We start from the raw sequence: 26,857 nt of genomic DNA on the forward strand, positions 1-26,857 counted from the left end.
TTACTCGTCAGTTTCGTTGGCGGTGTTCTGGCCGCTGAGGTAACCTTCGGTAAAGACGTGGTACTGGTCGAAAATGGAGCGCACGGAACGGCGCAGCACAATTTCGCCCTGCGGCCCCGGCGGTACCGATACGCCCGAGGCGTAGCCGTTCCACACGGCCCGGTTGGTTTTGTTATCAATGAGCGTGACCAGCAGCGTGCCTTCGGCCAGAATCAGCCGGACCGGCTGGTAGCCTTTGCGGTCTTGGTTGGGCGTTTCCTCATCCTCGCTGTAGCCCGTTTTCACCCACTTGCTGAAATCGTCCTGGGCGTAACCCCGAAAGCGCATGTCGCCCTCAAACAGCCGGAAATTCACCAGTAGATCGGGGCGGCGGCGGATGGCAGCGGAGCGGTAGCCCTGAATTTTGAGCCGACTCCGGATGGCATCCCGCACGGCCTTGCCCAGCCGACTGGTGTCGGAGTTGATTCCGTCGCCGCTGATGAACTCGTACGTCCGGTACCGCCGGAACTGCCCGGCGTAGCTATAATCAGATTCTACGCGGGCCTCGCGGGACATGAGGCAACCGGAAAGCAACAGGCCGCTGCCGGCCAGCAGAGTAACATACCATTTCATAGGCGCTGGGGAAGTAAGAAGGTCGTACTCACTAAAATACGAAACTACCGGCGCTATTCGATTGGGTTGCGACTTAAATAATTCGTACAAGATTTGCCCTGTTGAGCTAGAGATTGAGCGGCGGCTCACAGGCCCGGTTCAGGTAGCTGGCGGCAGCTCTTTTTCCAGCACGATAGTCAGCCCGTGGGCACCCTGCAAAGTCCCGATAATATCGAAGCCGTGCCGCAGATTCAGCAGCAGCATGGCGCGCCAGCGGTTGTAGGTGTGGGTGCGCACGGCGCGGTAGTCCTGCGCCTGGCACCACGCGTGCTGCCGGCGCATCAGCTCGGCGGCAATGCCTTGGTTCCGAAAATCGGGATGCACGCCGCCCAGCCAGCTGTAGTAGTGGCCCGGCTTCCGCTCGTAGCCCAGCTTGCAGCCAATGAGCCGTTCACCCTCGTACGCCAGCCACACCTGCACCGGGCCGCGCGCCTGCTGGTAGCAGAGGTCGGCTTCCAGCCCGGCAGCCGGGGTTTCCAGGGCGACCGATAGTATGTCAATAACTGACCCGTATTGGGCAGACGCCGACACTACATCAGGTAGCAGGTGAAACGTGAGATTCATGCGTTTTTCGGAGCATTCAATAACTTACCTTCTTACTGCGTGAGCATCAACGGAACCGTTTCGGCGGTGTACGTTTCACCGTTGCTGAGCTGATACACCACGGTAAACTGCTGGGGGCCAGTATTGGCGGCAGCCGGAGTAGCCAGCCGCAGCTCCAGCAGCAGCGCGGGTTGTTGTGCGCGTCGCTGCACATAGTCGCTGAGCAGCCCGTCGGCCACCGGATTGCCCACTATTTCATACACGTTCAGCAGATCATTAAGCGAGCTGCCAGCCGGGTGCCGGGCGTCGAGCGCACTGCTGCTGGTAACGGTAATGGCCGTGACCAGCTCCGTGAACTTCGGCTCGACCGGGGAGCAGGCGTAGGCCGCACCCCACCCCGCCCGGTGCTCATGAGCTGCCACCATACGGGTAGCAAGGGCAAAGCGCAAGGCAAACTCGCTGCGGGAAACCGGCCCGGCCGCCGCCAGCACCGTGGCTGAGCTCCCGGCATTGGCAATGGCCGTGACGGTAGTACCGGTAATATCGTAGTTGCCTACTTTGGGCGTGGGGTTGCAGCCGCAGGAATCGGCACACAACAGGTCACCGCAGGCGGGCAGGCCCAGCACCAGCGAAGTAAAAAGCAGAAGTCGTTTCATAGCCGTAAGTGTTTGCGTGCGGGTTCTTCTTCCAGAGAAGCGCCACGGGCTCCTGGTTGCACACCGGCTATGTTATCTTTCTACTGATACCCGGCAGCCTGCAGCCGGAACAGCTCGGCGTAGCGGCCACTGCGGGCCAGCAGCTGCTCGTGGCTTCCGATTTCCTGGAACTGCCCGTTCTCGATGACCAGAATCCGGTCGGCCATGCGCACGGTGCTGAAGCGGTGGCTAATGAGCACGGCGGTTTTTCCCCGGGTCAGTTCCTTGAAGCGCTGGAATACCTCGTACTCGGCGCGGGCATCAAGGGCGGCGGTAGGCTCGTCGAGAATCAGCAGCTGGGCGTCGCGCATGTAGGCCCGGCCCAGGGCAATCTTCTGCCACTCGCCCCCGCTCAGGTCCACCCCCCCGTTGAAGCGGCGGCCAATCATCTGCTCATAGCCCTGGGGTAGCTTGGCAATAACCGAATCGGCGAGGCTTTGCTGGGCCGCCTGCTCGATGCGGGGCTGGTTGTCCTTTTCCTCGATGCGGCCCACGGCCAGGTTCTGGCCGGCCGGCAGCTGGAAGCGCACGAAATCCTGGAAAATCACCCCAATTTCCTGGCGTAGTTCCTGGGGGTCGTACTCGCGCAGGTCGTGGCCATCGAGCAGAATACGGCCCTCGGTGGGGTCGTAGAGACGGGAGAGCAGCTTGACGAGGGTGGTTTTGCCAGCCCCATTTTCGCCCACCAGGGCCAGCTTTTCGCCGGCCTGCAGCTCGAAGCTGAGGTTGCGCAAAGCCCATTTCTCGGCGTTGCGGTACTTGAAGCCTACGCCCTCAAAGGTGAAGCCCTGTTTGATTGGTCGGGGGAAAGGAATGGGCCGCTCTCCCGTGAGCTCCTGACGTACGATGCGGGGCTGCAGGTGGAAGAAGTCGAAAAAGTCCTGCAAATACAGGGCACCCTCGGCCACCGCGCTGAAGCGGCTCAGAATGCCTTCCAGCAGCCCCCGCATGCGGGCAAAAGAACCGGCCAGAAACGTGAGCTGCCCAATGCTGACCTGCCCGCGCACCGTCTGGCTGAGGATGTACACGTAGGCCGCGTAATAGCCCGCCGCCCCCACTGCCGCGAAGAACGTTCCCCACCCGGCCCGCTTGATTACCAGGCTTTTGTTCTGCTGGTAAAACTCGTCCGACAAAGTGCGAAACCGGTCGATGAGAAACCCCGAGAGGCCGAAGATCTTGACTTCCTTAGCCGTTTCGTCGGAGGCACCGGTCTGGCGCAGATAATCCAACTCGCGCCGCTCGGGCGTCCAGCCGTGGACCAGCGAGTAGCTGCGTTCATTGAAGTGCGACTCGCCCAGAAACGCCGGCACCACGGCCACCAGCAACAGCAGCAGCAGCCAGGGGTTGAAGGCCACCAGCCCCACGGCCAGAAACCCCATCGTAATGAAATCCTGGGCCTGGCTGAGTACCTGCGACATGAGCACGGTGCGGGAAAGTGTCTGGCGACGCGCCCGCTCCAGCTTGTCGTAAAACGCGCTGTCCTCGAACTGGTCGAGGTCCAGCTCGGCCGCGTGCTGCATCAGCCGGATGGACGTCTGGTTGGCAAACAGGTCGCCGAGCAGCGAATCAAGCAGAGCCACGCCCCGGCCCAGCGCATCCGAGAGCACCGCCAGCCCGAACTCTAGGGCCACCAGCGTGAGCACCGGGGCCAGCACCCGCTCCGGGGCCGGCTGCCGGCTGAGCTGCACCACCGCGTCGAGAATCAATTGGGCTACGTAGAGCATAGCCACCGGCAGAGCCGCCCGCAGCAGGCGCAGCGCCACGTTGCCCAGCGTCAGCCCCGGGCTGGTCTGCCACACCAGGCGCAGAAACTCCGGCAGATTTTTGAGTGCCGAAAACCGCTCCTTTACCGAAAGGCTGGGTTTGCCGTCGGGCCGGGGCTTTTTGGCGGAAATAGTGGAGAAAAACGAATCAGAACGAGCCATACGGGCAGCTATACGGCACACTTCGGGCCGGAGTGCGGGGACGGCCGTTTTGGCAGGCGGGCGGATGTAGTATCTTCCGGCAAATTATTACACCCAATAGATACTAAACTATGAAATCGGCATTCGCCTTCCTGGCACTATTCCTATGCTCGTTCTTGAGCTATGCCCAACCAGCTACCATTGCTTTCGACTCGACTGCCTGGCCAGCGGTGCTGAAACGGGCCAAGCAGGAGCATAAACCCATTTTCGTGTACGCGTATGCTCCAGGCTGTCGTTACTGCAAGAAGATGGAACAGACTACGTTCCGCGACAAGGCGGCGGCCACGTACTACAACGCTACATTTCTGGCCTACAAGGTAAACGTGGCGGCCGATACAGCCTTTGCCCGCCGTTATGATATTGTCGGATTCCCTACCTATCTGTACTTTGATAGTACGGGACAGCCCTTACACCGCAGCTCTGGTGAGAAGCCAACGGCTGCCTTCCTGGCGGATGCTCAGGCGGCGTTCCAGCCAAGCACGGCCTTCTACGCCTTGCAGCACCAGTATGAGGCGGGCAACCGCACCCCCGATTTCCTGTACCGCTACGGGCAGGCTCTACAGTATTCCACCCAGCACCACAAGCCTCAGGCCCAAGTGCTCACGGAATATCTGGTTACTCAATCGGCGGAGCAACTGAAATCGGAGAAAACCCTACGGTACATTTTCGAGCAGAACACTCCCCCGGCCGACGAGTTCGTCGTGCAGCATCAGGCTTATTTTACGCCTTATTTCCCGGCCACCGCCGTGCAGAAGCGTGCGTACCGAATCCTGGAAAGTCGGGCGCGACAAGCTGGCTCCTCCTCTCAAAACGAAGATTTCAAATCGGTACGACACCTTGCTTATACTGCCTTCACGGATACAGCGCGGGCTAACGCAACGGCCGTCATCAACTTCTGGGAAGGTCGGCACGATTGGTTCCGGTACGCGCAGGCAACGCGCCGCTACAGTCAGCTGCCGCAGCCAGACTCGTACACGCTCCGGAAAACTGCCACCTACCTGTACCATTTCGGGAAAGAGCAAGGACCGCAAAAACAGCAGGAGGCGCTGGGAGAAATACTGAACGTACTACCCATACTACTGCGACAGGAGCGCACCTACGAGAGTTTACTACTGGCAGCCCGGCTCGCCCAGCAAGCACACCGCCCTGTTCAGGCCCGACAGTTTGCGCAGGAAGCTCTGACACAGGCCCAGCAGGAGCACGAGACAGGTGATGAAGCTAAGGCACTTCTGACCACGCTGCCGGCCAGTCCGACTCAGAAGCAGTAGCTGATCTAGAGCGCGGGCACGTACTTTTACCGTTCTACCCGTCGTTTCTCCGCTTATGCTGCACAGCATCCTGTTCGCTCCTTTTTCCGATGCGGCCCTGCAAGCCCGCTATGAAGCCGCGCTGGCCACCCTCACGGCCGCCGGCACCGAGGGTGTGCTGCTGGGCAACCTGCCGGTAGCCGGCACGGTGCTGCCCGCCGTGCTGGTGCAGCCGGGCGGAGCGGTTGTTCTTCTGCTGGCGGCGGGCGGCGGCCAGCTTTCCATTCCGGTGCTGGAAACCGAATCCTGGTGGCTGGAAGGCCAGCCGCTGGCAGGTTTCGAGCCCGACGACAACCCACTACGCCAGTTCCGGCGGCAACGCGCCGCGCTGGCCGGCTGGCTGGCGCAGCAACCGGAACTGCCCCAGTCCATCGGGGAAACCGACGTGGCGGGTCTGCTCGTGTTTGATCAGCCGGTGGGTTTCGCGGCGGAGGTCGAGGATCAGTTGGACCTATTGCCCGCCACCGACCAGTTTCAGCTGGTACCGCAGTTGACCCAATTGCCCCGCCGCCTGGCCCAGTTGCCCACGCGGCTGCAACTGCCCGTTGCCACGCTGGCCGAGTGGGCGGAGGCGCTGGTACAATATGGTCCCGAGCCACCTCAGGCTGAAGCGGAGGAAAGCACCCCGAAAGAAGCTCCGAGCACTTTTTGGGGGCAGAAAGTCCGGCAGCTCTGGGGCTGGCTGGGGGCCGAGGATGTGCCCGCCGACCCGCCCTACGGCATCGTACCGGCCGCCGCTGTTGCTGCCAGCCAGGAGGAAAAGCAGCGGCTGGAGCAGCTGCGCCAGCAGGTACTCCAGGAGCTACAGCAGCAGCGCCGCGACATGGAAGCCCGCGAAGCGGAGCGGGAACTGAGCATTGCCCAACTCCGGGCCCAACTCACGCAGGCGCCCTCCGCCACCGCCGAAGTAGCCGCTTTGCAAGCCCGTCTCGCAGCCGAAACCCAGGAAAAACAGCAGCTGCAGGCGGCCATTCAGGCCTCTCGCACCGAGGCCGAAACCCGCAACCAGGCCCTGGACGCCCGTATTCAGCAGCTCGGCCAGCAGCTGGCGCAGCTACAGGCCCGGCCGATGGTAGCTACCATGGGAGCCGTTGGCGGCAATCCGGCGCCAACGGCTACCCGGCCACCCGGCGCGCGCCCGGCGCCGGCCAATCCGCCGGTACCGTGGCGGCTGCAGTGGCAGCGCGGCGCGGTGGTGGTGGCTTCCATTGCGGCGTTGGGCGGCGGTTTGTGGGCCGTAACCCAGCTCCCGGCATGGCTGGGCACCCAGCGGCCAGCCGCCGCGCAGACCGACGCTTCAGCCGAGCCCGCCGACGATAACGCGGAAGCCGCCGCCCCCACCCTGTTCGATATTCAGCCCGATACCGTGGCCCTCGATTCCGCTGAAACCAGGCCGCTCACGCCGGCCGAGGAGCAGATTATCACTGCCGACTCTTTGGAACAGCAGGCCCGGCCCGGCGAAATCCTGGACTCCGTAGCCGCTGAAACTCCGGAAGGCGATATTTAGGCGGGCCGTACGGTGATTGAGTGACAGCCTGAGCGACGCTAAATCACCAATTCAATCAATCACCACAGAACCGGCCGTTTCGGGGGTTACCTTTGCGGCCGTTATGCCCGTTACCGCTTCGCCTTCCGCCCCAGTTCGTGTGTACACCGTTGGCTTCTGGCTGATGTGCCTGTCGTCGCTGCTGTTCTTCATGAGCTTCAACATGCTGCTGCCGGAGCTGCCCGACTACCTCACGCGCCTGGGCGGGGCCGAGTACAAGGGTTTTATTATTGCCCTGTTCACGCTCACGGCCGGCCTCTCGCGGCCGTTCAGCGGCAAGCTGGCCGATACCGTGGGCCGCATTCCGGTGATGGTGTTTGGCTCCCTGGTGTGCTTCGTGTGCGGCTTCTTTTATCCGTTTACGGCCACGGTGGCGGCCTTTATGGGGCTGCGGCTGCTGCACGGCTTCAGCACCGGCTTCAAGCCCACCGGCACGGCCGCCTTCATTGCCGATATTATCCCGCTGGAACGGCGCGGCGAGGCCATGGGCCTGCTGGGCGTGGCGGGCTCGGTGGGCATGGCCGCCGGCCCCATGCTGGGCTCCTGGCTGGCCCTGCACTTCTCCCTCGATACCATGTTCTACTGCTCCTCGGGCCTGGCCCTGCTGAGCCTGGTAGTGCAGGGAACCATGACGGAAACCCTGCCCCGCGCCCAGCGGCAGCGGTTCAGCTGGCGGCTGCTGCGCATTGAAAGCTGGGAGGAAGTTTTCGAGCCCCGGGTGCTGGCCCCGGCCCTGGTGACGCTGCTGTGCCTGTTTCCGTTCGGGGCAGTGCTTACCGTCATTCCTGATCAAAGCCGGGTGCTGGGCCTCATTGGCGAAGACAAGGGCCTGTTCTACACCTGCTACACCGGGGCCTCGCTGGTGGTGCGCCTGGTAGCCGGCCGCACCTCCGACCGGTACGGCCGCGTGCCGGTGCTCATCGGCTCCTCGCTGGTGATTGTGGCGGCGCTGGTGGTGCTGGCGCTGGCGCAGTCGGCCCCGGTGTTTCTGGCGGGCGCGGTGCTGTTCGGGCTGGGCACGGGCCTGAACTCGCCCACGCTGTACGCCTGGACGGTGGATTTGAGCCACCCCGAGCGGCGCGGCCGGGCCGTGGCCACCATGTATATTGCCCTGGAAGCCGGTATCGGGCTGGGAGCCTTGCTGGCGGGCTGGGTGTTTGCCAACGAGCCAGCCCACCTGCCCTTCGTGCACGGGCTCAGTGCGCTCAGCGTGCTGGCCGGGCTGGGCTACCTGCTGGTGCTGAGCCGGCGCAAAGCGCGGGCCGCGTAAGAAGCGGAGCTTGGTTTTGCCAGCCGTTATGGCTCCGACAGACAGATGTCACCTGACTTTCGCAGACTACCGCCGTCGGCCTTTTATCTTCCCTCCGGAACCTGTTATCTTTAGTGCCGAATTTTATACAAACGGACCGGCCGGCCGGTTCTTACTTCCTTTATTTCCGTGGTTTCTTTTTACGTTAAGCAGATAATTGCGCCGGGCCTGGTTACCGGTTTATTGTTGGCAGGAACTGCCCGCGCGCAGGACGCACCCCTGAAATTTGGTAAGCTGGAGGCTAAAGAAGCCGCTACCCTGCTGGCTGTGCCCACGGCTGATTCGGCTGCCGCCGAGGTCCTCTGCGACTTTGGGCAGTCCAGCATCCAGGGCAAAAACGAAGGCTTTGAGCTGAAGTTTGAGCGTACGGCCCGGCTGCTTATCCGCCGCCGGGCCGGCTACGATAACGCCACGGTACGTGTGCTGCTGTACCACGACCCCAAGGGCGGCGGCCGGGAAGAGCTGCTACAGCTGAAAGGCCTGACGTACAACCTGACGGGTGCTACGCTCAGCAAAGAGCCACTGCGCACCGAGGCCGTGTTCAGCCGCAAAGTGGATGACCGCCTGGATGAGTATGCCTTTACGCTGCCCAACGTGCGCGAGGGTTCCATTGTGGAGTTCACCTACGTAATTAAGTCGCCGTTTCTGTTCAACCTCCAGGACTGGCAGTTTCAGCGGGATATACCCGTGCGCTGGAGCGAGTACCGCACGACTATTCCCAGCTTTTACCGCTATAAGGAGCTAACGCGCACGTACTGGCCCTTCGCCCTCAACGAAACCGGAGCCAAAGCGTACGCCACCACCTACCGCGAGGACACCCGCACTTCCTACGGCTCCATCCCGACGGGCAGCGGCAACAGCTACACCATTACCACCCAGGCCCTCACGCGCCGCTGGGTCCAGAAAAACCTGCCCGCTTTCCACCCCGAGTCGTTCATGACCACGGAGCGCGACTACCTGAGCCGGGTTGATTTTGAACTGGAGCGCATTCAGTTCGATGAAAAACGCCCGCCGCAGTTCATCGTGGGGAGTTGGGAGGAAATTGAAAAAGAGCTGCTGGAAAAAGAAAGTTTCGGGCAGTACCTGCGCGCCACCACCGCCCTGAGCACCGCCGCCGCGCCCCTGCGCACCCTCTCCAACCAGGTAGAACGGGCCGCAGCCGTCCGGCAGTTGGTGCTGGCGGCCGTGGGCTACAGTGGTGCGCCCGGCACCCACACCCGGAACCCGGCCAAAAAAGTGGTGGAACTGCGCAAGGGCAACGCGGCCGAGGTGAACCTGCTGCTGGTAGCCGCTTTACGCGCCGCCGGCCTCAACGCCCAGCCGCTGTTGCTGAGCACCCGCGCCCACGGCCGCATTCAGACGGAGCTGCCCGTGGTCAGTCAGTTTAACTACGTAGTGGCCCACGTGGCCCTGCCTGGCGGTCAGGAGCTACTCTTGGATGCCACCGACGCCAGCCTGCCGCCCACCCTACTCCCCGACTACTGCCTGAACGGCCAGGGCCGGCTGCTGGGGCCGGCGGGCAAGTGGGTGAACCTGACCGAAAACGCTCCCCATCTGCTCTACACCAACGCCCGGCTAACGGTAACCGCTCAGGGCGAAATCCAGGGCAGCATCCGCCAGGAATATGCTGGCTACGCCGCCTCCGACTACCGGGTGCCGCTGCCGGCCCTGCGCCAGCAGTGGCAGCAAGCCCACCCCGACTGGCAGATCAGCCAAGCCGAAACCGCCGCCCCCGACGTGGCCAAGCCCGTGACCCTGGAACTGAAGGCCAGTCTGCCCGGCGCGGAAGCAGCGGCGGCCACGCTGTATCTGCGGCCGTTGCAGCAGCTGTTCGTACCGGCCAGCCCATTTAAGCAGGCCGAGCGGCTGTATCCGGTTGATCTGGCCACTACCCGGCGGCTGGAGTGCGTGGCAACGCTGACGCTGCCCCCTGGTTACGCCGCTACCGAGTTGCCGGCTAATATGCAGTTGGTTTTGCCTGATAGTGGCGGGCGTTTTCTGTTTAATATCAGCCAGCCCACCCCGCAGACCATTGCGCTGCAAAGCCGCCTGCAGTTGGCAAAAGCACACTATTCGGCAGAGGAGTACCATGCCCTGCGGGAGCTCTATACCAAGGCCCTTGCCAAGCTGGCCGAACCGATTGTGTTGCAGCGGCAATAAGTTGCGCAGCGAGGGTTGTACAGGAGCCGGATAAACAGGATATTTCGGTTCCGCTGCTCCGTCCGTACTTCTCTACACCTATTTGTAGTGCTTTGTTGCCTGCTCTGCTGCCGGAGCCGGGAATAGTATTCTCCCCTGATATTTCCATCTTCTACCCCTTGCTGGTATGATTTCACCTTTACTCCGCCGGCTGCTACTGGCTGGCGTCTGCGGCGGCGCGTCAGTGTCATTGGCCCACGCCCAGGCCGACCCCATCAAATTCGGCAAGATTAACGAGCTGGACCTTACCGCCCAGAACTTCGCGGCCGATAGTGCCGCCTCGGCCGTGGTGCTGTGCGACTTTGGCCGCTCCCGCTTCGAGTACAACGACGGGCAGTTCCGGGTGGTATTTGAGCGCGTGACCCGCATCAAAATCTTGAAAAAATCGGGGTACGATGAGGCCACCGTGCAGGTGCCGCTGTACCACAAAGCCACCAACGAAGAGAAGCTCACCAGTCTGCGGGGCTTCACCTACAATCTGGTGAATGGCCAAGTGGTGAAGGAGAAGCTGAATTCCGACGCTATTTTCCGGGAGGAAAGTACTCCTAACATCACCATCCGCAAGTTCACCATGCCCAACGTGCGGGTAGGATCAGTGATAGAATACTCTTACTTGGTCGTGTCGCCTTTCACCTTCAACTTTCAGGACTGGACGTTCCAGCGCGAAATTCCGGTGCGCTGGAGCGAGTACCGGGCGGCTATTCCGGAGTATTTCGACTACAAAATGCTCATGCAGGGCTATGAGCCACTGGAAGTGCAGGAGCGCAACGAAGCAACTACCCAGTACACCATCAGCTGGTCGTCGAAAATGGAATACGGGGAGCGTACCTCCGGCGGCTCGACGGTGGTGACCCCACGCGTGACCAACCACCGCTGGGCCATGAAAGCGGTGCCCGCCATGCGCGAGGAGCCCTACATGACCACCACCAACGACTACATTTCCAAAATTGACTTTGAGCTGGCCGGCATTAAGTGGCCCGATGAGCCCTACAAAGCCGTAGCTAACTCCTGGGAGAAAATTGACACCGAACTGCTCAATGATGAGCAATTTGGCAGCCAGCTCAACAAGGGCGGTTTCCTGAAAGAGCAGCTGACGCCGCTGCTGGCCCAGACCACCGACCCGGCGGCCCGCGTAGCCGCCATTCATGACCTGGTGCGCCGCAGCGTGAAGCACAACGGCAACAACGCCGTGTATGCCTCCAGCACCGTGCACCGGGCCTACGACCAGAAAACCGGCAATGCGGCCGACATCAACCTGTTGCTGGTGGCGGCCCTGCGCCAAGCCGGCTTCCAGGCCAACCCCGTGCTGCTGAGCACCCGCAACCACGGCCGCATGGAAACCGGCGTGCCGCTGCTCTCGCGCTTCAACTACGTGCTGGCCCACGTAGCTTTGCCCGAAGGGAAGGAGATGCTGCTGGATGCCACCGAGGAGCTGGCTCCCTGCGGCATGCTGCCGCACCGCTGCCTTAACGGCGTGGGCCGGCTGGTGCTGCCCAAAACCGGGGCCTCGCGCTGGATTGAGCTTAAAACCAACGACCGGCTGCTTTCCTACCGCCAGATCAGCCTGACGGTGGATGAAAAAGGTGGCTTCAGCGGGAAAGTCCACCAGGAGCATGCCGGCTATCTGGCCCTGAGTCAGCGGGAAAAGCTGCGCAAGCTGGGGGAAAAGAAGTACGTGGAAGAGCTGGCCGCCAGCCATGAGGGCTGGAATATTCCTGCCTATACCTTTAAGGAGCGCGACGCGCTGCACCGGCCGCTCACGCTGGAATATGAGTTTGCCAGCGCCGGGGGCGATGCACCCGCCGGCACTATTTACCTGAACCCGCTGCGCGACTTCGGTGCCGATAAAAACCCTTTCCTGCACGAAGGCCGCCGCTTCCCGGTGGACTTCGGGACGGCGCTGGACGAAATCGTTATGGTGAACATCACGCTGCCGGCCGGCTACGAGCTGGAGGAAACGCCCAAGCCCATGACCATGGAGCTGCCGGAAAGCGGGGGCCGCTTCACCTATGCCATCCAGCCGGGCACCGGCATCATCCAGATTGTGAGCCGCATGAACCTGAGCCGGCCAGTATACTCAGCGGAGGAATACGCGTACCTGCGCGAATTCTTTGCCCGCATGATGGCCAAGCAGAGTGAGCGACTGGTCCTCAAAAAGAAGGTATAACGGCTATGCGCAATCTGTTTTTTACGCTGACTACCGGCTGGGTAGCGGCTACGGTAGCCGCTCCGGCCTATGCGGCCCCCGGCCCGGCCCCCAAATATGCCGTAGCCGATTTATCGGCGGCCCTGCGGGAAAATGCCCACGCCGTGGTGCGCCATCAGGAAGAAACCCTGCTGGTGAAGTCGGTGGGGCGCACGGTGGAAACCACACGCCGCGCCGTAACGATTCTGGATGAGGCCGGGTCGCGCTGGGCCTCGGAGCTGGTATACTATAGCCAGCTCAACAGCATCAGCTACTTCCGGGGCGCGGTGTATGATGCCACCGGCCGGCAGCTGCGCCAGCTGCGGGCCCAGGATATTCGTGATATCAGCTTGTCCGATGGTTTCAGCCTGGCCTCCGATGCCCGGGGCCGGGTAGCCGACCTCAGCCAGCCCACCTACCCCTACACGGTGGAGTTTGAGTACGAAGTGGTGTCCGACAACCCGCTGTTTTACTCTACCTGGCGGCCCCAGCCGATGGAGCAGCTTAGTGTAGAACAGGCTTCTTTTAAGGTATTGATGCCCGCCGGACTGGCGCTGCGCTACCAGGAAGCACGCCTGCCGGCCGGCACTGCGCAGGCCAAACACACCCAGGGCAGCCAGGAAATCTATGAGTGGCAGGTGCATGATCTGGCCGCCCGGGAGGAAGAAGCCGATGCCCCGCCGGTAGCTGAGCTGACGCCCGCCGTATTCACCGCGCCGGCCGAGTTTGAGGTGCAGGGCCACGCCGGCCGCCTCAGCACCTGGGCCGACCTGAGCCGCTGGACCTACGAGCTGAATGCCGGCCGCGACGAGCTACCGCCGGCCCTCAAAGCGGGCATGGTTGCCCTGGTCCAGGGCGAAACCGACGAGCGGGCCCGCATCCGGAAAGTATATCAGTTTTTGCAGGCCAATACCCGCTACATCTCGGTGCAGCTGGGCCTGGGCGGCTGGCAGACGTTCCCGGCCTCCTCGGTGGCGGCCAACGGCTACGGCGACTGCAAGGCTCTGACCAACTACTGCAAGGCCCTGCTGGGGGCCGCTGGCATTCAGGCCTATGCCGCCCTGGTACGCGCCGGCTCCGACGAGCAGGATATCCGCACTGATTTTCCCAGTTCCCAGTTCAACCACGTAGTGCTGTGCGTGCCGCTCACGAAGGCGGCCAGGCCGGATACCGTGTGGCTGGAATGCACCAGCCAGACCAACCCGTTTGGCTACATGGGCGGTTTTACGGGCAACCGCCACGCGCTGCTGCTGCTGCCCGAAGGTGGCAAGCTCATTCCCACGCCCCGCTACGGTGCCGCTGAAAACCGCCGGGAGCGGCTGGCCGATGTAGTTCTGGATGCCAACGGCAACGCCACGGCCACGTTGCGCACCCTGCGCACCGGGTTGGAATACGATGCCGTATCCGGCGTGGCGGGGCTGGAGCTGGCCGAGCAGAAAAAGTATATCGGCAACCGGCTGGCGCTGGCCAACTTCACCCTGAACAAAGTGTCGTTCCGGCATTCGGCACCCGGCGCGGCTGTGCCGGGCCTCACCGAGAACCTGACGCTCACGCTACCCGGCCTGGCCCCGCCCAGCGGCAAACGGGTATTTCTGGCGCCAAACCTGCTTAGCCGGCTGCCCGCACCGCAGGCAACCGTAGGGGAGCGGCAGGGCGAGCTATGGCTGGATCATGCCCTCACCCAACTGGATACGGTACAGCTGCACCTGCCCGCCAGCCTGCGCCCCGAGCAGTTGCCGGCCCCGGTGCAGCTCAGCACCCGGTTCGGTACCTATTCCAGCCAGCTCCAGACCCTGCCCGATGGCACCATCCGCTACATCCGCCGCCTGGAGCTGCCCCGCACCCGCTTTGCCCGCACCGATTACCCGGCGTATCTGGAATTCAGGCGGAAGATTAGTGCCGCCGATAAGGCCCAGATCGTACTACTGAAAACCGACGCCTAAGTCCTGAACGCTTTACCGAGCGTCTAGGACAAGTTCCGGGCATGCTGTTTTCCCGGATATTTATTTCACCTGGCTGCCTTACGGCAAAAACCCACTGCCAAGAGGCAGTGGGTTTCTTATTTTCAGATACGCTGGGTTTTTAATATAAAAACGTGTCTATATATACCTTTTACAACTTGACTATAATACCAATAAACACCTGACTAAATTATTCAAAAGGCTTATTTGCAAGCAAATCATTGCCAGTTGAGCAAAATATATCTATAAAAAACAGCCGCTTCCGCAGGCAAAAATTCTAACTTGAGGCGCTCTATTCCTGCCTCTCCGCACCTATCTTCCTTTCTTGCTTTTCTCCTTTTCATTCTTCTACCATATGCTTGAAACCTCTACTTTGTTCCGTCGGGCCTGGCGGCCGCTGCTGGCTGGCGGCGCGCTGATAGCCGGCCTCGGGACGGCTACCAGCGCATCGGCCCAGCGGGTATTGTGGGCCGATGCACCTCAGGTGCCCACGGCCGCCCGGCAGGCAACCCAGCCCTTATCCCATTTCCGCGCGGTTAATTTCCAGCTGGATGCCGTGCGGGCTGCTCTCCGCACCGCTCCGTTGGAGCGCGGAGCCGGGGCCAAAGGCTCAGCAACGGTAATTTCCCTGCCGATGCCCGATGGTACTTCGCAACGCTTCCGGGTGGTGCAGGTGCCGGTAATGGCTCCGCAATTGGCGGCCAAGTACCCAAACATCCGTACTTACGCGGCGCAGGGCATTGATGACCCCTCGGCCTCGGCCCGCCTCGATGTGAGTCCGGATGGCTTCCACGCCATGATTCTGGCGGCCAACTCCACGGTATATATTGACCCGGCTACGCGGGGCCTCGATACTCACCTGGTGTTTGAGCGCCGCTCCATGAACCGGGGCGCCTTTCCGTTCGTGTGCGCCACTCCCTCCCCCGATGGTACCGAAGAACTGCCCCAGGTAACGGCGGCCCAACGCGCCGCCGTAGCCAACGGCACCACATTGCGTACGTACCGGCTGGCCCTGGCCTGCACCGGCGAGTACAGCACCTTCCATGGCGGCACCAAAGCGGGCGCAATGGCCGGCATGGTGGCTTCGGTAAACCGGGTAAGCGGTATATATGAGAAGGAGCTGGCCGTACGGCTGGTCATCGTCCCCAAAAATGACACCCTGATTTTCCTGGATGCCGACACCGACCCCTACACTAACAGCAGTGGCTCGGCAATGCTCAACCAGAACCAGACCACTGTTACGGATCGGATTGGGGCCGCTAACTACGATATCGGTCACGTATTCAGCACCGGTGGCGGCGGCGTTGCCCAGAAGCCTTCCGTGTGCATTGCCTCAGGTAAGGCCCGTGGCGTAACCGGTTCCCCGGCCCCCGTCAACGATGCCTTCGATGTAGACTATGTCGCCCACGAAATGGGCCATCAGTTTGGGGCCGACCATACCTTCAACAGCCAGACCGGCAGCTGCGGCGGCGGCAACCGCGCGGCTACCTCGGCCTACGAGCCGGGCTCGGGTACTACCATCATGGCTTATGCCGGTATCTGCGGAGCCGACGACATTCAGCCTAACTCCGACCCATATTTCCATTCGCGCAGCTTCGACCAGATTGTAGCCCACATCACCGGGCTGGGCAACTGCTCGGTGAATACGGCCACCGGCAACACGCCGCCCGTAGTGAATGCCGGCCGCAACTACGCTATTCCGGTCAGCACGCCCTTTGTACTGACGGGTTCGGCTACGGATGCCAATTCCGACGCCCTGACTTACTCCTGGGAGCAATACAACCTGGGTGCGGCCGGAGCGCCGGCTGCCGCTACCGGCGACGCGCCGCTGTTCCGGGCCTTTTCGCCCACTACCAGCCCTTCGCGCACGTTTCCCCGGTTATCGGACATCCTCAACAATAGCACTACCAAAGGGGAGCTATTGCCTACCTACGGACGGCGGCTGGTGTTCCGGCTCGTAACCCGCGACAACCGCGTAGGCGGGGGTGGCGTGGACTACGACTCCATGAATGTGGTGGTCGTTTCCACGGCTGGCCCCTTTGTCGTGACGGCTCCCAACACGGCTACTACCTGGCTGGTGGGCGCTCCGCAGCAGGTGAACTGGGACGTGGCCAACACCACCCAGGCCCCCATCAGCGCGGCCAATGTGGATATTCTGCTTTCCACCGATGGCGGCCTGACCTACCCCACCACCCTGCTTGCCAACACGCCCAACGACGGGTGCGAAGCCGTAACGGTACCGGCCAGCGTCGGCAGCTCCACGCAGGCCCGCATCCGGGTGCAGGCCACGGGCAGCATCTTCTTCGACGTATCAAACCAGAACTTTACCCTGGAAACACCCGCCGGCCCTACGTTCTTCCTGCAAGGCCCGGGCTGCGCAGCCACTGCGCTGGCATTCTGCCCCGGAGCTTCCGGCACACGGGCTATAACAGTGGGCCAGCTACAGAACTTTACCGGTGCTGTTACCCTCTCGGCCACTAACCTGCCAGCGGGTATCACGGTTACGTATACCAACCCTACCGTGCAGGCCGGCTCCGGCACCACGGCCACCATCAGCGCGGCCAGCACCACGGCCGCCGGCACGTATACCATCCGCCTTACCGGCACCAGCGGCGGCGTAACGCGCCTCCTGGATGTGACCGTGACGGTGCAGCCTTCGGCTACGCAGGCCGCAACCATCAGCGCGCCCAGCGCCAACGGCATCACTACGCTACGCCCCCGCGTCACCTGGAGCACGGTGCCAAATGCCACGGCCTACGAGGTACAGATTGCTACGAACGCAGCCTTTACTACCGGTGTTCAGACCCAAACCAACATCACCGGCACCAGCTTCACGCCGCTGACGGCGCTGCAGCCCGGCACCGTGTACTTCGTGCGGGTACGCGGCCTGAGCCCTTGCGGCACGGCACCGTATTCGGCAGTTACGCAGTTTACGACCGGTATTCAGGCTTGCCAGAACATTGTGGCAACCAACGTACCGCGTACTATCCCAACCGGCTCCGCGGCATCGGTAACGTCCGTTATCAACGTTACGAACACTGAGCGGGTGTCGGATATTCGCATCCGGGGCCTGGCCATTACCCATCCGGACGTAAGCGAGCTGGAAATTTCGCTCACGAATCCGGCGGGTCGGCGGGTGGTGCTGTTCTCGCGGGCCTGCCCCGGCACGGCCAACCTGAACCTGACGTTTGACGACGCGGCCACCGCTGCGCTGGCCTGCCCATTGACCAGCGGGGCGACCGTACGCCCGGCCAATTCCCTCGGCGACCTGCTCAACGACCCGGCCAATGGCAACTGGACGCTGACCATTTCGGATAACACGGCGGCCAATGGCGGTACTCTCACCGGCTGGACACTGGAGCTGTGCACCGTAGGTGAAATTCCGGCGGCTCCCGGCTCCCTCACGACTCTGGCCCCCACCGTTACCGCTACGGCCGCCACCATCGACATGATCTGGCTGGATAACTCGGGGAACGAAACCGGCTTTGAGATTGAGCGCGCCCGTACCGGCACTGCGGCTTTTGCCCGGATTGCCACCGTACCGGCCAATACCACTTTCTACACCGACCAAGTAACCGCCAACGGCCCGTATTGCTACCGCGTGCGGGCAGTAAACGCTACCGGCGCTTCGGGTTACACCAATGAAAGCTGCCAGACGGTGGCCGGGGTGACGGCTACGCATAACGCCGCGCTGCTGCAGGGCATTGAAGTATCGCCGAACCCTAGCACCGGTGTTTTCAATGTAAAAGTGGATAACACCCAGCGTGGGGCCATTACGTTGCGCGTTACCGATGCAGTTGGCCGTCAGGTACTAAGCCAGACGCTGACGAAAAGCAGCACCGCCCTGCAACTGCCGCTCGATTTGAGCGCGCTACGCACCGGCGTGTACAACCTGCACTTCGATATGCCCAACGGCTCGACGGTAGTACGTCTGCTGAAACAGTAGTTGATTCCTGCCCGCAGAACAGTCCCTCTGTTCTGCGGGCCTCCTATCAAGCAAAAAGCCAGTTCCTGAATCAGGAACTGGCTTTTTGCTTGTATATCCTCCCTCTTTTTGAAGAATCAGAACCGGTACCGTAATTGGGCTTTCACATCGGAGCGGCGCGCACCCTGGATTTCCTCCAGCCCGGACCCGACGGTGCGTTGGTGGCGGTAATGCGTATCGGCGTAGCGCAGCCAGAGCGTGAGGTGGCGGTTGACTTCGACCTGGGCCAGCACGTAGGCGCGGGTGCCCTGGCCGTAGAGCACCGGCACCGAAAACGCATACAGCACATCCTGCTCGAACACGTACTGGCGGGTGTCATAATCATCAGTGTCGAAGAGGGCATAGCGGGCCGAGAGGCGCAGACGGCGCAGGGGCTGCACCGTTACGTCCTGGGCCAGCACGTAGCCGTGGCGGGCGGGGCCGACATCCTCGCGGTAGGCGGTACCCTGCACCCGGGTGCGCAAACTCAGGCCCGGCGTGGGACTGGCGTCATAGAACAGCAGCAGGCTGCGGCGCTGCGTGGGCACGGGCAGCGGCATGGGGCGCAGCGTATCGGCGTCGTAGGGTTTGGTGCGCTGCCGCAGCTGGGCGTAGAGCAGGCTGGTTTTGGTAGGACTGAAGGTGAGCCGCACCAGCCAGTCGTGGCCCGCGCCGGGCGCGCCGGCCTGATACCGCAGCCACGGAAACCGGAACCGGTCGTAATACGCCGACAGCTCCCAGCGCGCGGCGGGCCGCAGCTTCAGCCCCAGGTACAGGCCGCTTTCATTGATATTACGGGTGTTTTCGCTCAGCGCATTGCCGTAGATAGTATGAAAGTCGCGGGCGTAGTGCCGATACAGAGCCGAGACATCCACGTTGGGCGCCAGACTAGCCAGCAACCCGTTCACGGTGCCCAGGCCGCCGCCGCTGCTGCGGGCCGTTTCGCCGAACAGCAGCAGGTTGCGCCACACGTAGCTGTAATGCGCGCTGAAGGCCAGGTTGTGGCGGCCCCGCAGCTCAAACGCGTTGTAGGGTTCGTCGCGGCGCAGCAGAGGCTTATCGAACTGCGTGTTCACCGCCGTGAGGCCGGCCTGCAGGTCGCCGCCCAGGCTGGCGTAGCTGACGTTGCCGCCCAGCACGGTTTCGCGCAAAGCCTGACGGTTGGCCAGTTCGGTGGGCGTGCGGTGGAAACCAGTCAGCAGCAGGCCGGAGGTAAACTCGCTGAAATCGGCCAGGGAGTCGCGGGCGGTTTGCACGGAGGCATCCACCCGCTTGCGCGAGACGAAGGCGGTGACCCGCACGGTACTGGTGACGGCCACCGTAGCCGCCGCGCCCCGGAAAAACGTGCTTTCCAGCACCGAGGAATACGGCCGCACGCCCACCGAGCTGCGGCGCAGGGTGGTAATGGTTTCGGCCCCCTTCCCCACCGCCAGCCCCGAGGACAGCAGCAGCCCCTGCCCGAATTGCAGCTGATAGTCGCCCAAGGCCAAATTTTTGAGTCGGCCCCGCTCCTGCACCATGAAGTGGCCGGAGTAGAAGTCGGCGCCGTAGCGGCGGCGGGCGGGGTCCCAGGCAAACTGCTCGCCGGCATCTTTCTCGGCCGTAAATCCCAGGCTGAAATCCTTGCTGCGGCTCACGCGGTAGCGCACCAGCAGCTTATCGGGGGAGCCTAGGTAGCGCGAGGCCGGTGCGCCGGTGCTGGTGGTATCGGGCGGCAGGTAGCCAGGGCGGCCCTGCACCGTCCGCTCATAGCGCAGAAACAAAGCGTTGTTATCTTCCTGCCACACGCGCTGCCATAGTGGCCCGCGGGCGGCGTTGGGATCAAGGGTCAGCACCGCCACGAAGGGCGCCACCCGGTAAATGGTGCGCAGCTCGAAGCCAGGAATACTCTGCAGCTCGTACAAACTCAGCAGCGCGCCGTGGCGCTGGCGGTGCTCCAGCAGGTTGGTAATCTGAGTTTCGGAGAGCAGCAGCAGGCCGCGCAGGTCCTCGCGGGTGGCGGTGTTCAGGTTGAGCGGCGTCTGGTAGTATTGCAGCAGCGTTTCGTAGAGGTCCTCGTAGGGCACCTGCTCGCTCTGGATTTCGGCAAACAGCTCCTGGGTGAGTCGGTCGAGGTCGGGTACGGCGGGGCGTGGGTACTCCTGAGCCCGGGCGGCCCCGGCGGCCAGCAGCAGCAATGCCCCAGCCGCCACAACGCGGCGACTCATGGCTGCTGCGGTTTGGCCCACACGTAGGCCACGCTCAGTTGCTGACTCAGGCCCAGCGTTTCATGCCAGGCGGCGGCGTAATCCAGCTGCAACGGCCCGGTTTTCAGCCCCACGCCGCCCGTCAGCTGACTGGTGAGCGAAGCCAGGCCCGCGCGTACGGCCAGCACCGGCACCGGTCGGTACTCCAGGCCCGCCTTGAAATCGGCATCCTGCTCCACGTCCTTCTCGGTTTCGGCCAGCAGCAGCACTTTTTCGGAGGCCCGCCAGGCCAGGCCGGCCCGCAGCACGGTGGGCAGGCGCTCATCCTGGTACTCGTAGAGGCGGGCCTGGTTGAGGTTGTAGAGCGTGGCCCCGAAAGTGAGTTTGCGCGGAATGATATCGGCCTGCCCGCCCAACGACGCGGCTACCACCCGCCGGCTCCCCAGCCCCTCGAAGCTGGTTTGCAGCACCTCCACCCGCGCCCCCACCCGCACGGTGCCCAGCTGGTAGCCGTAGCCCAGACCCAGCCGCTGCTCAGAATAAAGCTTGCCGCCGAACCGCTGGGCCGTGAAACCGACTACCCCGTAGCGCGGCGCTTCCGCCGCCGACACGCCCGCCACCGGCGCGGCCGGTTGCGGGGCGCGGTAGCCGATGGGCACGGCCACCATTAGAGAAACCGTATTCAGCGCGGGCAGCAGGTAGCGGTTTTCGGCCCCCACGCCTACCGTGGGCCGGCTCAGGGCACCCAGGGCGGCGGCATTGGCGGCACCGGCCCAGCCATCCTGTTCCAGCACGCTCCCGATGTGGCCCAAGCCGGCGGCGCGGGCACCCCACAAACCGGGGCCGTTGCCCTGGGCGTGGGCAGTAGCGGCAAGAGCAATAAGCACTCCTGATAGTAGGTAACGTTTCAGCATAGAGAAGAATAAAGGATTCTATTGCTGGAAAATAGACACTCTACCTGAACCGTACAAGAGCTTCCGGCCGGGGCATAAAAAAAGACCCGGTGCCAACTGGCATCGGGTCTTTTTTTGTGGTTTGTCGTTCCGCGGGTAGAGCGAGAAACCTGAGTTTGGTATTTGGTGATTTCACCCAGATTCCTCGTCCTTGCTTGATGCGCAACATGCGCGGAATGACACGCGACCAAGCCTTACAGCATGGCCGCTTCCTTCTTGCGCTTGATTTTGGTTTTGCCTTTCTCGGTTTTCACCTTCATCTTTTCCACGTCGCTCATGTCGGCACCGGCGGCGGTGGCGGGGCCTACGCCAGGGTTGGGGCCGTTATTGACCAGCGTCATTTCATCCACGATGTGCTTGGCGCCGCCCAGCTTCTCGATGCACCAGAGGACGTAGCGAATATCGGCGTTGATGCAGCGTTTCAGCTCGGGGTCGTAGGCCAGGTCGCCGGTCATGGCTTCCCAGTTGCCGTCGAAGGCCAGACCGATCAGCTCGCCGCGGCCGTTGATAACGGGCGAGCCGGAGTTGCCGCCGGTGATGTCGTTGTCGGTGATGAAGGCCACGGGCAGGTTGCCCTGCTTATCGGCGAAGCGGCCGTAATCCTTCATTTTGAGCAGCTCCAGCTCTTTCTGGGGCACTACAAACTCGGGGTTGGTGGCGTCTTCCTTCTCCAGAATGCCCTGGGCCGTGGTTTTAAAGTCGTAGGCTACCGCGTCGCGGCCTTTGTAGGGGCGCACGGTGCCGTAGCTCAGCCGGATGGTGGAGTTGGCATCGGGCGAGTACACCTTGGTACTGTTCTTCTCGCGCAAAGCGGCCACGTACTGGCGGTTGGCGCGGCCCAGGCCGGCCTGCAGGCCCTGTAGCTTGGGCACGATGTTCTGCACGTAGTTCGAGTACACCGACTGGTAGGTTTTGTAGCCGGGGTCGGCTTCCAGCTTGGCCAGGGTGGGCGCGGCCAAAAAGGCTTTCACCTTGGCTTCGGAAGTCAGGAAGGAGTTGCTGAACACGTAGTCGGCGTACTTGGGCATGGAGCCGCCGTACTGCTTCTGCACCGTCTGGAACACGTCGGGCTGCTGATCCTTGGGCACGTCCTGCATGTACAAAGCCATGAGGGCGGCAAACACCTTTTTGTCGGTGGGGGCGCTGTAATCCTTGAAGTAGTCGGCCACGGGCTCCTGCAAATCGGCCACGGCTTTGTCGATACCGGCTTTTTCGCCGGCTTTCAGCGCGGTGGCCAGCGGCATCATGCGGGCGGCCAGCGTCACGATTTCGGTGCCGAACGCGCCCTCGTTCACGTACTGCGTGCTGAGGTTATACTGGCGGATGCCGGCGTAGGCTTGGTTGATAGTATTCAGGGCCTCGCCGTACTGCTGGGCACGGGTCTGGTCCTGGGCAATCCACTCCATCAGGGAGTTTTCCTCGGCCTTCTTGGCATCCACGGTTTTCAGGCGCTTCATACCCTCATTCTGACCGATGAAGTACTTCCAGTAGTTGGCAATGTTGGCGTACTTGGAAGCGTACTTCAGGCGCAAAGCGGCGTCTTGGTCCATATCCTCTTTCCAGAGCTTCAGGCGGGTATCGCGCAGCTTGATGCGGGCGGGGTTGGTCTGGTCGAGGGTCAGCTGGAGGCCGGCGGCGGGCAGGAAGCGCTGAGTGCGGCCGGGAAAGCCGAACACCATGGCGAAGTCGCCCTCGTTGATGCCCTGCAAGGCCACGGGCAAATGCTTTTTGGGCACGTAGGGCACGTTGCCTTCCTGGGGTGTGGCGGTGGGCTGGTTATTTTTATCGGCGTACACCCGGAACATCGAGAAGTCGCCGGTGTGGCGGGGCCACATCCAGTTGTCGGTGTCGCCCCCGAACTTACCCACGGCTTCCGGCGGAGCACCTACCAAACGCACGTCGCCGAAGCGCTGGTAAATGAACAGGTAGTACTCGTTGCCCCCGAACATGTCGCGCACGTAGGCTACGTATTTGCCGTTTTCCTTGGCGTTATCGGCCATTTCGCGCTGGCGCTTCTGAATGGTGGCCATGCGCTCCTGCTCGGTAGTAGCGGGCGTAATGCCTTCCAGCACCTTGCCGGTCACGTCTTCCATGCGCACCAGAATATCCACGAACAGGCCGGGGTTTTTCTTCTCGTCGCGCTTGGTGGCGGCGTAGAAGCCGTTCTGCAGGATGTTGTTTTCGGGGGTGCTGTGGCTCTGGATGGCGTCGTAGCCGCAGTGATGGTTGGTCAGCAGCAGGCCCTGGCTGCTCACGAACTCGCCGGTGCAGAAGCCGCCCAGCTGCACCACGGCATCCTTCAAGCTGGCATTGTTGACGTCGTAAATTTCCTCGGCCGTGAGCTTAAGGCCCTTCTTCTGCATGTCGGCTTGGTTGAGGCGCTTCACGAACAGCGGCAGCCACATGCCTTCGTCGGCGTGGGCGGCCAGGGGCAACAGCAGCGTCAGCAGCAGGGCCTTGGCCCAGTGTTGTTTTTGCATGGTAATGGGGGTGGGTTTGGGGAATGAGAATCTGCCGGCGAAGGTACAAAGCCGGGCGTTTCCGTGTTATGCAACCTACGCGCCTCGCCGGCTGCACCTGACCCGTACTTTCCCGATCTTTGCCGCCACTATGACCTACCTGTTTCGCCAGCTGGTGCTGGGACTGCTCTGGGTGTACCGCCGCCTGATTTCGCCGCTCAAGCCGCCCAGCTGCCGCTATACGCCCACCTGCTCGGCCTACGCCCTGGAGGCCGTCACCAAATACGGCCCCTGGCGCGGGGGCCGCCTGGCTTTGCGCCGCATCGGCCGCTGCCACCCCTGGGGCGGCCATGGCCACGACCCGGTACCGTGAGGTGAATCGGTGATTTAGTGAATTGGTGATTTAGTGAGTTTGACGTTTTGATGGCACGGCTTGCGCGAACTGAACATCAAACTCACTAAATCACCAATTCACTAAATCACCTTTTCCCGTATAAGGCGTTTGGTTGCTGCCGGAACCTGGGGTTGCGGCAGCTTTTTTTCGCCTGAAACCAGTCTGGTATGCGTAGTTTATGTGTGGCCGCCGTTGTGGCCGGAATGATGTTCAGTAGCTGCTCGGAGGCTCAAACCAAGGAAACGGCTGGGGCTGAGGCCACCGAAAAGCAGGAAAAGTCGGGCAAGAAAAAGGGTAAGAAAGGGAAGAAAAACGCCGAGGCAATTGCCAACCTCACCCAGGTCGGCACAATGAGCGGCGTGCCGGAAAGCTCGGGCCTGGCCCTGACCGGCGAGGCCGGCTCCTTCTTCACCCACGGCGACGACGGCACCCAGCCGATTCTCTACAAAATCAGCACCGCCGGCAAAACCCTCTCCCAGCTGGATATTCCGGTGAAAAGCCACGACTGGGAAAGCATCACCCGCGACACCAACGGCCACGTGTACATCGGCGACGTGGGCAACAACAACAACAGCCGCCAGGACCTGGTCATCTACCGGCTCAACCCCGGCAACGTGCAGCAGGTGCAGGAAATCCACCTGAATTACCTCGACCAAAAGGACTTCCCGCCGGCCAAGGAGGAGCGTAATTTCGACTGCGAAGCCACCCTCTGGCACGCCGGCAAGGTGTACCTGTTCACCAAGGACCGCGCCCAGGAACAAACCAGCAAGGTGTACGCCGTGCCCGACCAGCCCGGTAACTACACCGCCCAGCAAGTCACCCGCCTTGCCATTCCCGGCCAGGTAACCGATGCCGCCCTCAGCCCCGATGGCCGTCGCTTAGTGCTGCTGGCCCGCCAGGAAATGTTCGTGCTGGAAGGCAACTCGTTCGAGGAAATCCTGAAAGCCACGCCCCGCCAGGTTTCCCTGAAAGGCGCCGGCCAGACGGAAGGCGCCGTATTCACCGACAACAACACGCTCTACATCAGCAACGAACAGGGCGCGTTGTACACGTACACGTTCTAGCCCGCCGCTGTTTTACGCGAACAGCATAATTTACACAGGCAGCATAAGTAGAACGTCATGCTGAGCTTGCCGAAGCATCTCGCGTGCTGACGTTGCCAGAGTAATCCAACGTCAGCACGCGAGATGCTTCGGCAAGCTCAGCATGACGTTCTGCTGTGTTACCCCGTTGTCCGTCCCTGTACCCATCCCGCTTCGGGCAGTTTTCCCCGGAAGTGGGGCCGGCTATGGATGGGCCTTGTTCTTTTCAGTAAGTTTGACCTAAGATTCCGAAACCCGGTGCGGCCTTTCCCCGACCTGCGCCACCATCCTCCAGCAAATGGCTGAACAAACCACTCTCACCGGCCTGCGCGCCGGCGTGCTGCACGGCGACGAAGTGCAGCAGCTTTTCGAACACGCCAAAACCCACGGCTACGCGCTGCCCGCCGTGAACGTAACCGGCACCGACACGGTAAACGCCGTACTGGAAGCCGCCCGCGACCTGAATTCGCCCGTTATCATTCAGTTTTCGAACGGGGGAGCCCAGTTCTTCGCCGGCAAAGGCCTCGCCAACGATAAGCAGCAGGCCAGCATTGCCGGCGGTATTTCCGGTGCCCAGCACGTGCACCTGATGGCCCAGGCCTATGGTGTGCCCGTGATTCTGCACACCGACCACGCCGCCAAAAAGCTCCTGCCCTGGATCGACGGCCTGCTCGAAGCCGGCGAGAAGCACTTCGCCGAGCACGGCCAGCCGCTGTACTCCTCCCACATGCTCGACTTGTCGGAAGAGCCCATTGAGGAGAACATCGAAATCTGCAAAGAGTACCTGGTGCGCATGGCCAAAATCGGCATGACGCTGGAAATTGAGCTGGGCGTAACCGGCGGCGAGGAAGACGGCGTGGACAACTCCGACGTGGACTCGTCGAAGCTCTACACCCAGCCCTCAGAAGTGGCTTACGCCTACGAGGAGCTGAGCAAAATCAGCCCCCGCTTTACCATTGCCGCCGCCTTCGGCAATGTACACGGCGTGTACAAGCCCGGCAACGTAAAGCTCCAGCCCGTTATCCTGAAAAACTCGCAGGATTTTGTGAAGGAGAAATTCGGCCTCAGCGCCGAACGTCCCATCAACTTCGTGTTCCACGGCGGTTCGGGCTCCACGCAGGAGGAAATCCGCGAGGCCATCAGCTACGGGGCCATCAAAATGAACATCGACACGGACATGCAGTGGGCGTTCTGGGACGGTATCCGCGTGTATTACCAGAAAAACGAAGGCTTCCTGCAAAGCCAGATCGGCAACCCCACCGGCGAGGATTCGCCCAACAAGAAGTACTACGACCCACGCGTGTGGCTGCGTAAAGGCGAGGAAAGCTTCGTGACCCGCCTCAAGTCGGCCTTCGAAGACCTCAACGCCGTAAACCGCCGCCCCTAGGTAGGTTTTTGGTGGGTGGTTATCGGTTTTTGGCTGACTGACCGCCCCACACAAAACGGCCCCGTGCTCTGG

General features: G+C 62.2%; 17 protein-coding genes. 10 read left to right on the top strand and 7 right to left on the bottom strand.

Annotated features, from left to right (window positions below; genetic code table 11):
- The 4 genes from EI293_RS18115 to EI293_RS18130 form a co-directional block, all read right to left on the bottom strand.
- Entirely contained in the window at positions 1 to 612 is a 612-nt protein-coding gene (locus tag EI293_RS18115) for a DUF4136 domain-containing protein (protein WP_125439966.1), read from the bottom strand.
- 138 nt (positions 613 to 750) lie between these two features.
- A complete protein-coding gene (locus EI293_RS18120) occupies positions 751 to 1,215 on the bottom strand; it encodes a GNAT family N-acetyltransferase (protein WP_125439967.1) in 465 nt (154 codons plus the stop codon).
- A 32-nt stretch (positions 1,216 to 1,247) separates the two neighbouring features.
- Positions 1,248 to 1,850: a hypothetical protein gene (locus tag EI293_RS18125; protein ID WP_125439968.1), complete on the bottom strand. Its 603-nt coding sequence runs from the start codon at positions 1,848 to 1,850 to the stop codon at positions 1,248 to 1,250.
- An 80-nt stretch (positions 1,851 to 1,930) separates the two neighbouring features.
- Complete coding sequence (locus EI293_RS18130) at positions 1,931 to 3,814, bottom strand: ABC transporter ATP-binding protein (RefSeq protein ID WP_125439969.1); 1,884 nt, start codon at positions 3,812 to 3,814, stop codon at positions 1,931 to 1,933.
- Positions 3,815 to 3,924: 110 nt separating this feature from the next.
- On the opposite strand from EI293_RS18130, the gene EI293_RS18135 reads away from it, so the two are divergent.
- The 7 genes from EI293_RS18135 to EI293_RS18165 all read left to right on the top strand — a co-directional run bounded on the left by EI293_RS18135 (position 3,925) and on the right by EI293_RS18165 (position 18,306).
- Positions 3,925 to 5,121: a thioredoxin family protein gene (locus EI293_RS18135; protein WP_125439970.1), complete on the top strand. Its 1,197-nt coding sequence runs from the start codon at positions 3,925 to 3,927 to the stop codon at positions 5,119 to 5,121.
- Between the two features lie 55 nt (positions 5,122 to 5,176).
- Entirely contained in the window at positions 5,177 to 6,667 is a 1,491-nt protein-coding gene (locus tag EI293_RS18140) for a hypothetical protein (RefSeq protein ID WP_125439971.1), read from the top strand.
- Positions 6,668 to 6,770: 103 nt separating this feature from the next.
- Positions 6,771 to 7,976 carry an MFS transporter gene (locus tag EI293_RS18145; protein ID WP_246010725.1) on the top strand — a complete coding sequence of 402 codons (1,206 nt, stop codon included), beginning with the start codon at positions 6,771 to 6,773 and terminating at the stop codon, positions 7,974 to 7,976.
- 225 nt (positions 7,977 to 8,201) lie between these two features.
- Positions 8,202 to 10,175 carry a transglutaminase domain-containing protein gene (locus EI293_RS18150; RefSeq protein WP_148103284.1) on the top strand — a complete coding sequence of 658 codons (1,974 nt, stop codon included), beginning with the start codon at positions 8,202 to 8,204 and terminating at the stop codon, positions 10,173 to 10,175.
- A gap of 166 nt (positions 10,176 to 10,341) precedes the next feature.
- The gene (locus tag EI293_RS18155) at positions 10,342 to 12,381 is read left to right on the top strand and encodes a DUF3857 domain-containing protein (protein WP_125439973.1); all 2,040 of its coding nucleotides are present in this window, start codon (positions 10,342 to 10,344) and stop codon (positions 12,379 to 12,381) included.
- A 5-nt stretch (positions 12,382 to 12,386) separates the two neighbouring features.
- Positions 12,387 to 14,342 carry a DUF3857 domain-containing protein gene (locus EI293_RS18160; RefSeq protein ID WP_125439974.1) on the top strand — a complete coding sequence of 652 codons (1,956 nt, stop codon included), beginning with the start codon at positions 12,387 to 12,389 and terminating at the stop codon, positions 14,340 to 14,342.
- Positions 14,343 to 14,715: 373 nt separating this feature from the next.
- Positions 14,716 to 18,306 (top strand): reprolysin-like metallopeptidase, encoded by a 3,591-nt coding sequence (locus EI293_RS18165; RefSeq protein ID WP_125439975.1) that lies wholly within the window; start codon positions 14,716 to 14,718, stop codon positions 18,304 to 18,306.
- Positions 18,307 to 18,422: 116 nt separating this feature from the next.
- On the opposite strand, the gene EI293_RS18170 is transcribed toward EI293_RS18165, so the two are convergent.
- From EI293_RS18170 to EI293_RS18180, 3 genes are all read right to left on the bottom strand, one after another.
- Positions 18,423 to 20,531, bottom strand: coding sequence for a ComEA family DNA-binding protein (locus EI293_RS18170; RefSeq protein ID WP_125439976.1), 2,109 nt, complete (start codon positions 20,529 to 20,531; stop codon positions 18,423 to 18,425).
- On the bottom strand, positions 20,528 to 21,397 hold the full coding sequence (locus EI293_RS18175) for a hypothetical protein (protein WP_125439977.1): 870 nt from the start codon (positions 21,395 to 21,397) through the stop codon (positions 20,528 to 20,530). Before EI293_RS18175 ends, EI293_RS18170 begins: the two co-directional genes overlap by 4 nt.
- Positions 21,398 to 21,657: 260 nt before the next feature.
- Positions 21,658 to 23,943 carry a S46 family peptidase gene (locus EI293_RS18180; protein ID WP_125439978.1) on the bottom strand — a complete coding sequence of 762 codons (2,286 nt, stop codon included), beginning with the start codon at positions 23,941 to 23,943 and terminating at the stop codon, positions 21,658 to 21,660.
- A gap of 130 nt (positions 23,944 to 24,073) precedes the next feature.
- On the opposite strand from EI293_RS18180, the gene yidD reads away from it, so the two are divergent.
- From yidD to fbaA, 3 genes are all read left to right on the top strand, one after another.
- Entirely contained in the window at positions 24,074 to 24,295 is a 222-nt protein-coding gene (yidD, locus tag EI293_RS18185; protein WP_125439979.1) for a membrane protein insertion efficiency factor YidD, read from the top strand.
- 188 nt (positions 24,296 to 24,483) lie between these two features.
- Positions 24,484 to 25,380 carry an SdiA-regulated domain-containing protein gene (locus EI293_RS18190; protein WP_125439980.1) on the top strand — a complete coding sequence of 299 codons (897 nt, stop codon included), beginning with the start codon at positions 24,484 to 24,486 and terminating at the stop codon, positions 25,378 to 25,380.
- A gap of 316 nt (positions 25,381 to 25,696) precedes the next feature.
- The gene (gene fbaA / locus EI293_RS18195) at positions 25,697 to 26,785 is read left to right on the top strand and encodes a class II fructose-bisphosphate aldolase (protein ID WP_125439981.1); all 1,089 of its coding nucleotides are present in this window, start codon (positions 25,697 to 25,699) and stop codon (positions 26,783 to 26,785) included.
- Positions 26,786 to 26,857 lie beyond the last annotated feature (72 nt).

It is taken from the genome of Hymenobacter perfusus (assembly GCF_003944765.1).
Taxonomy (GTDB): domain Bacteria; phylum Bacteroidota; class Bacteroidia; order Cytophagales; family Hymenobacteraceae; genus Hymenobacter; species Hymenobacter perfusus.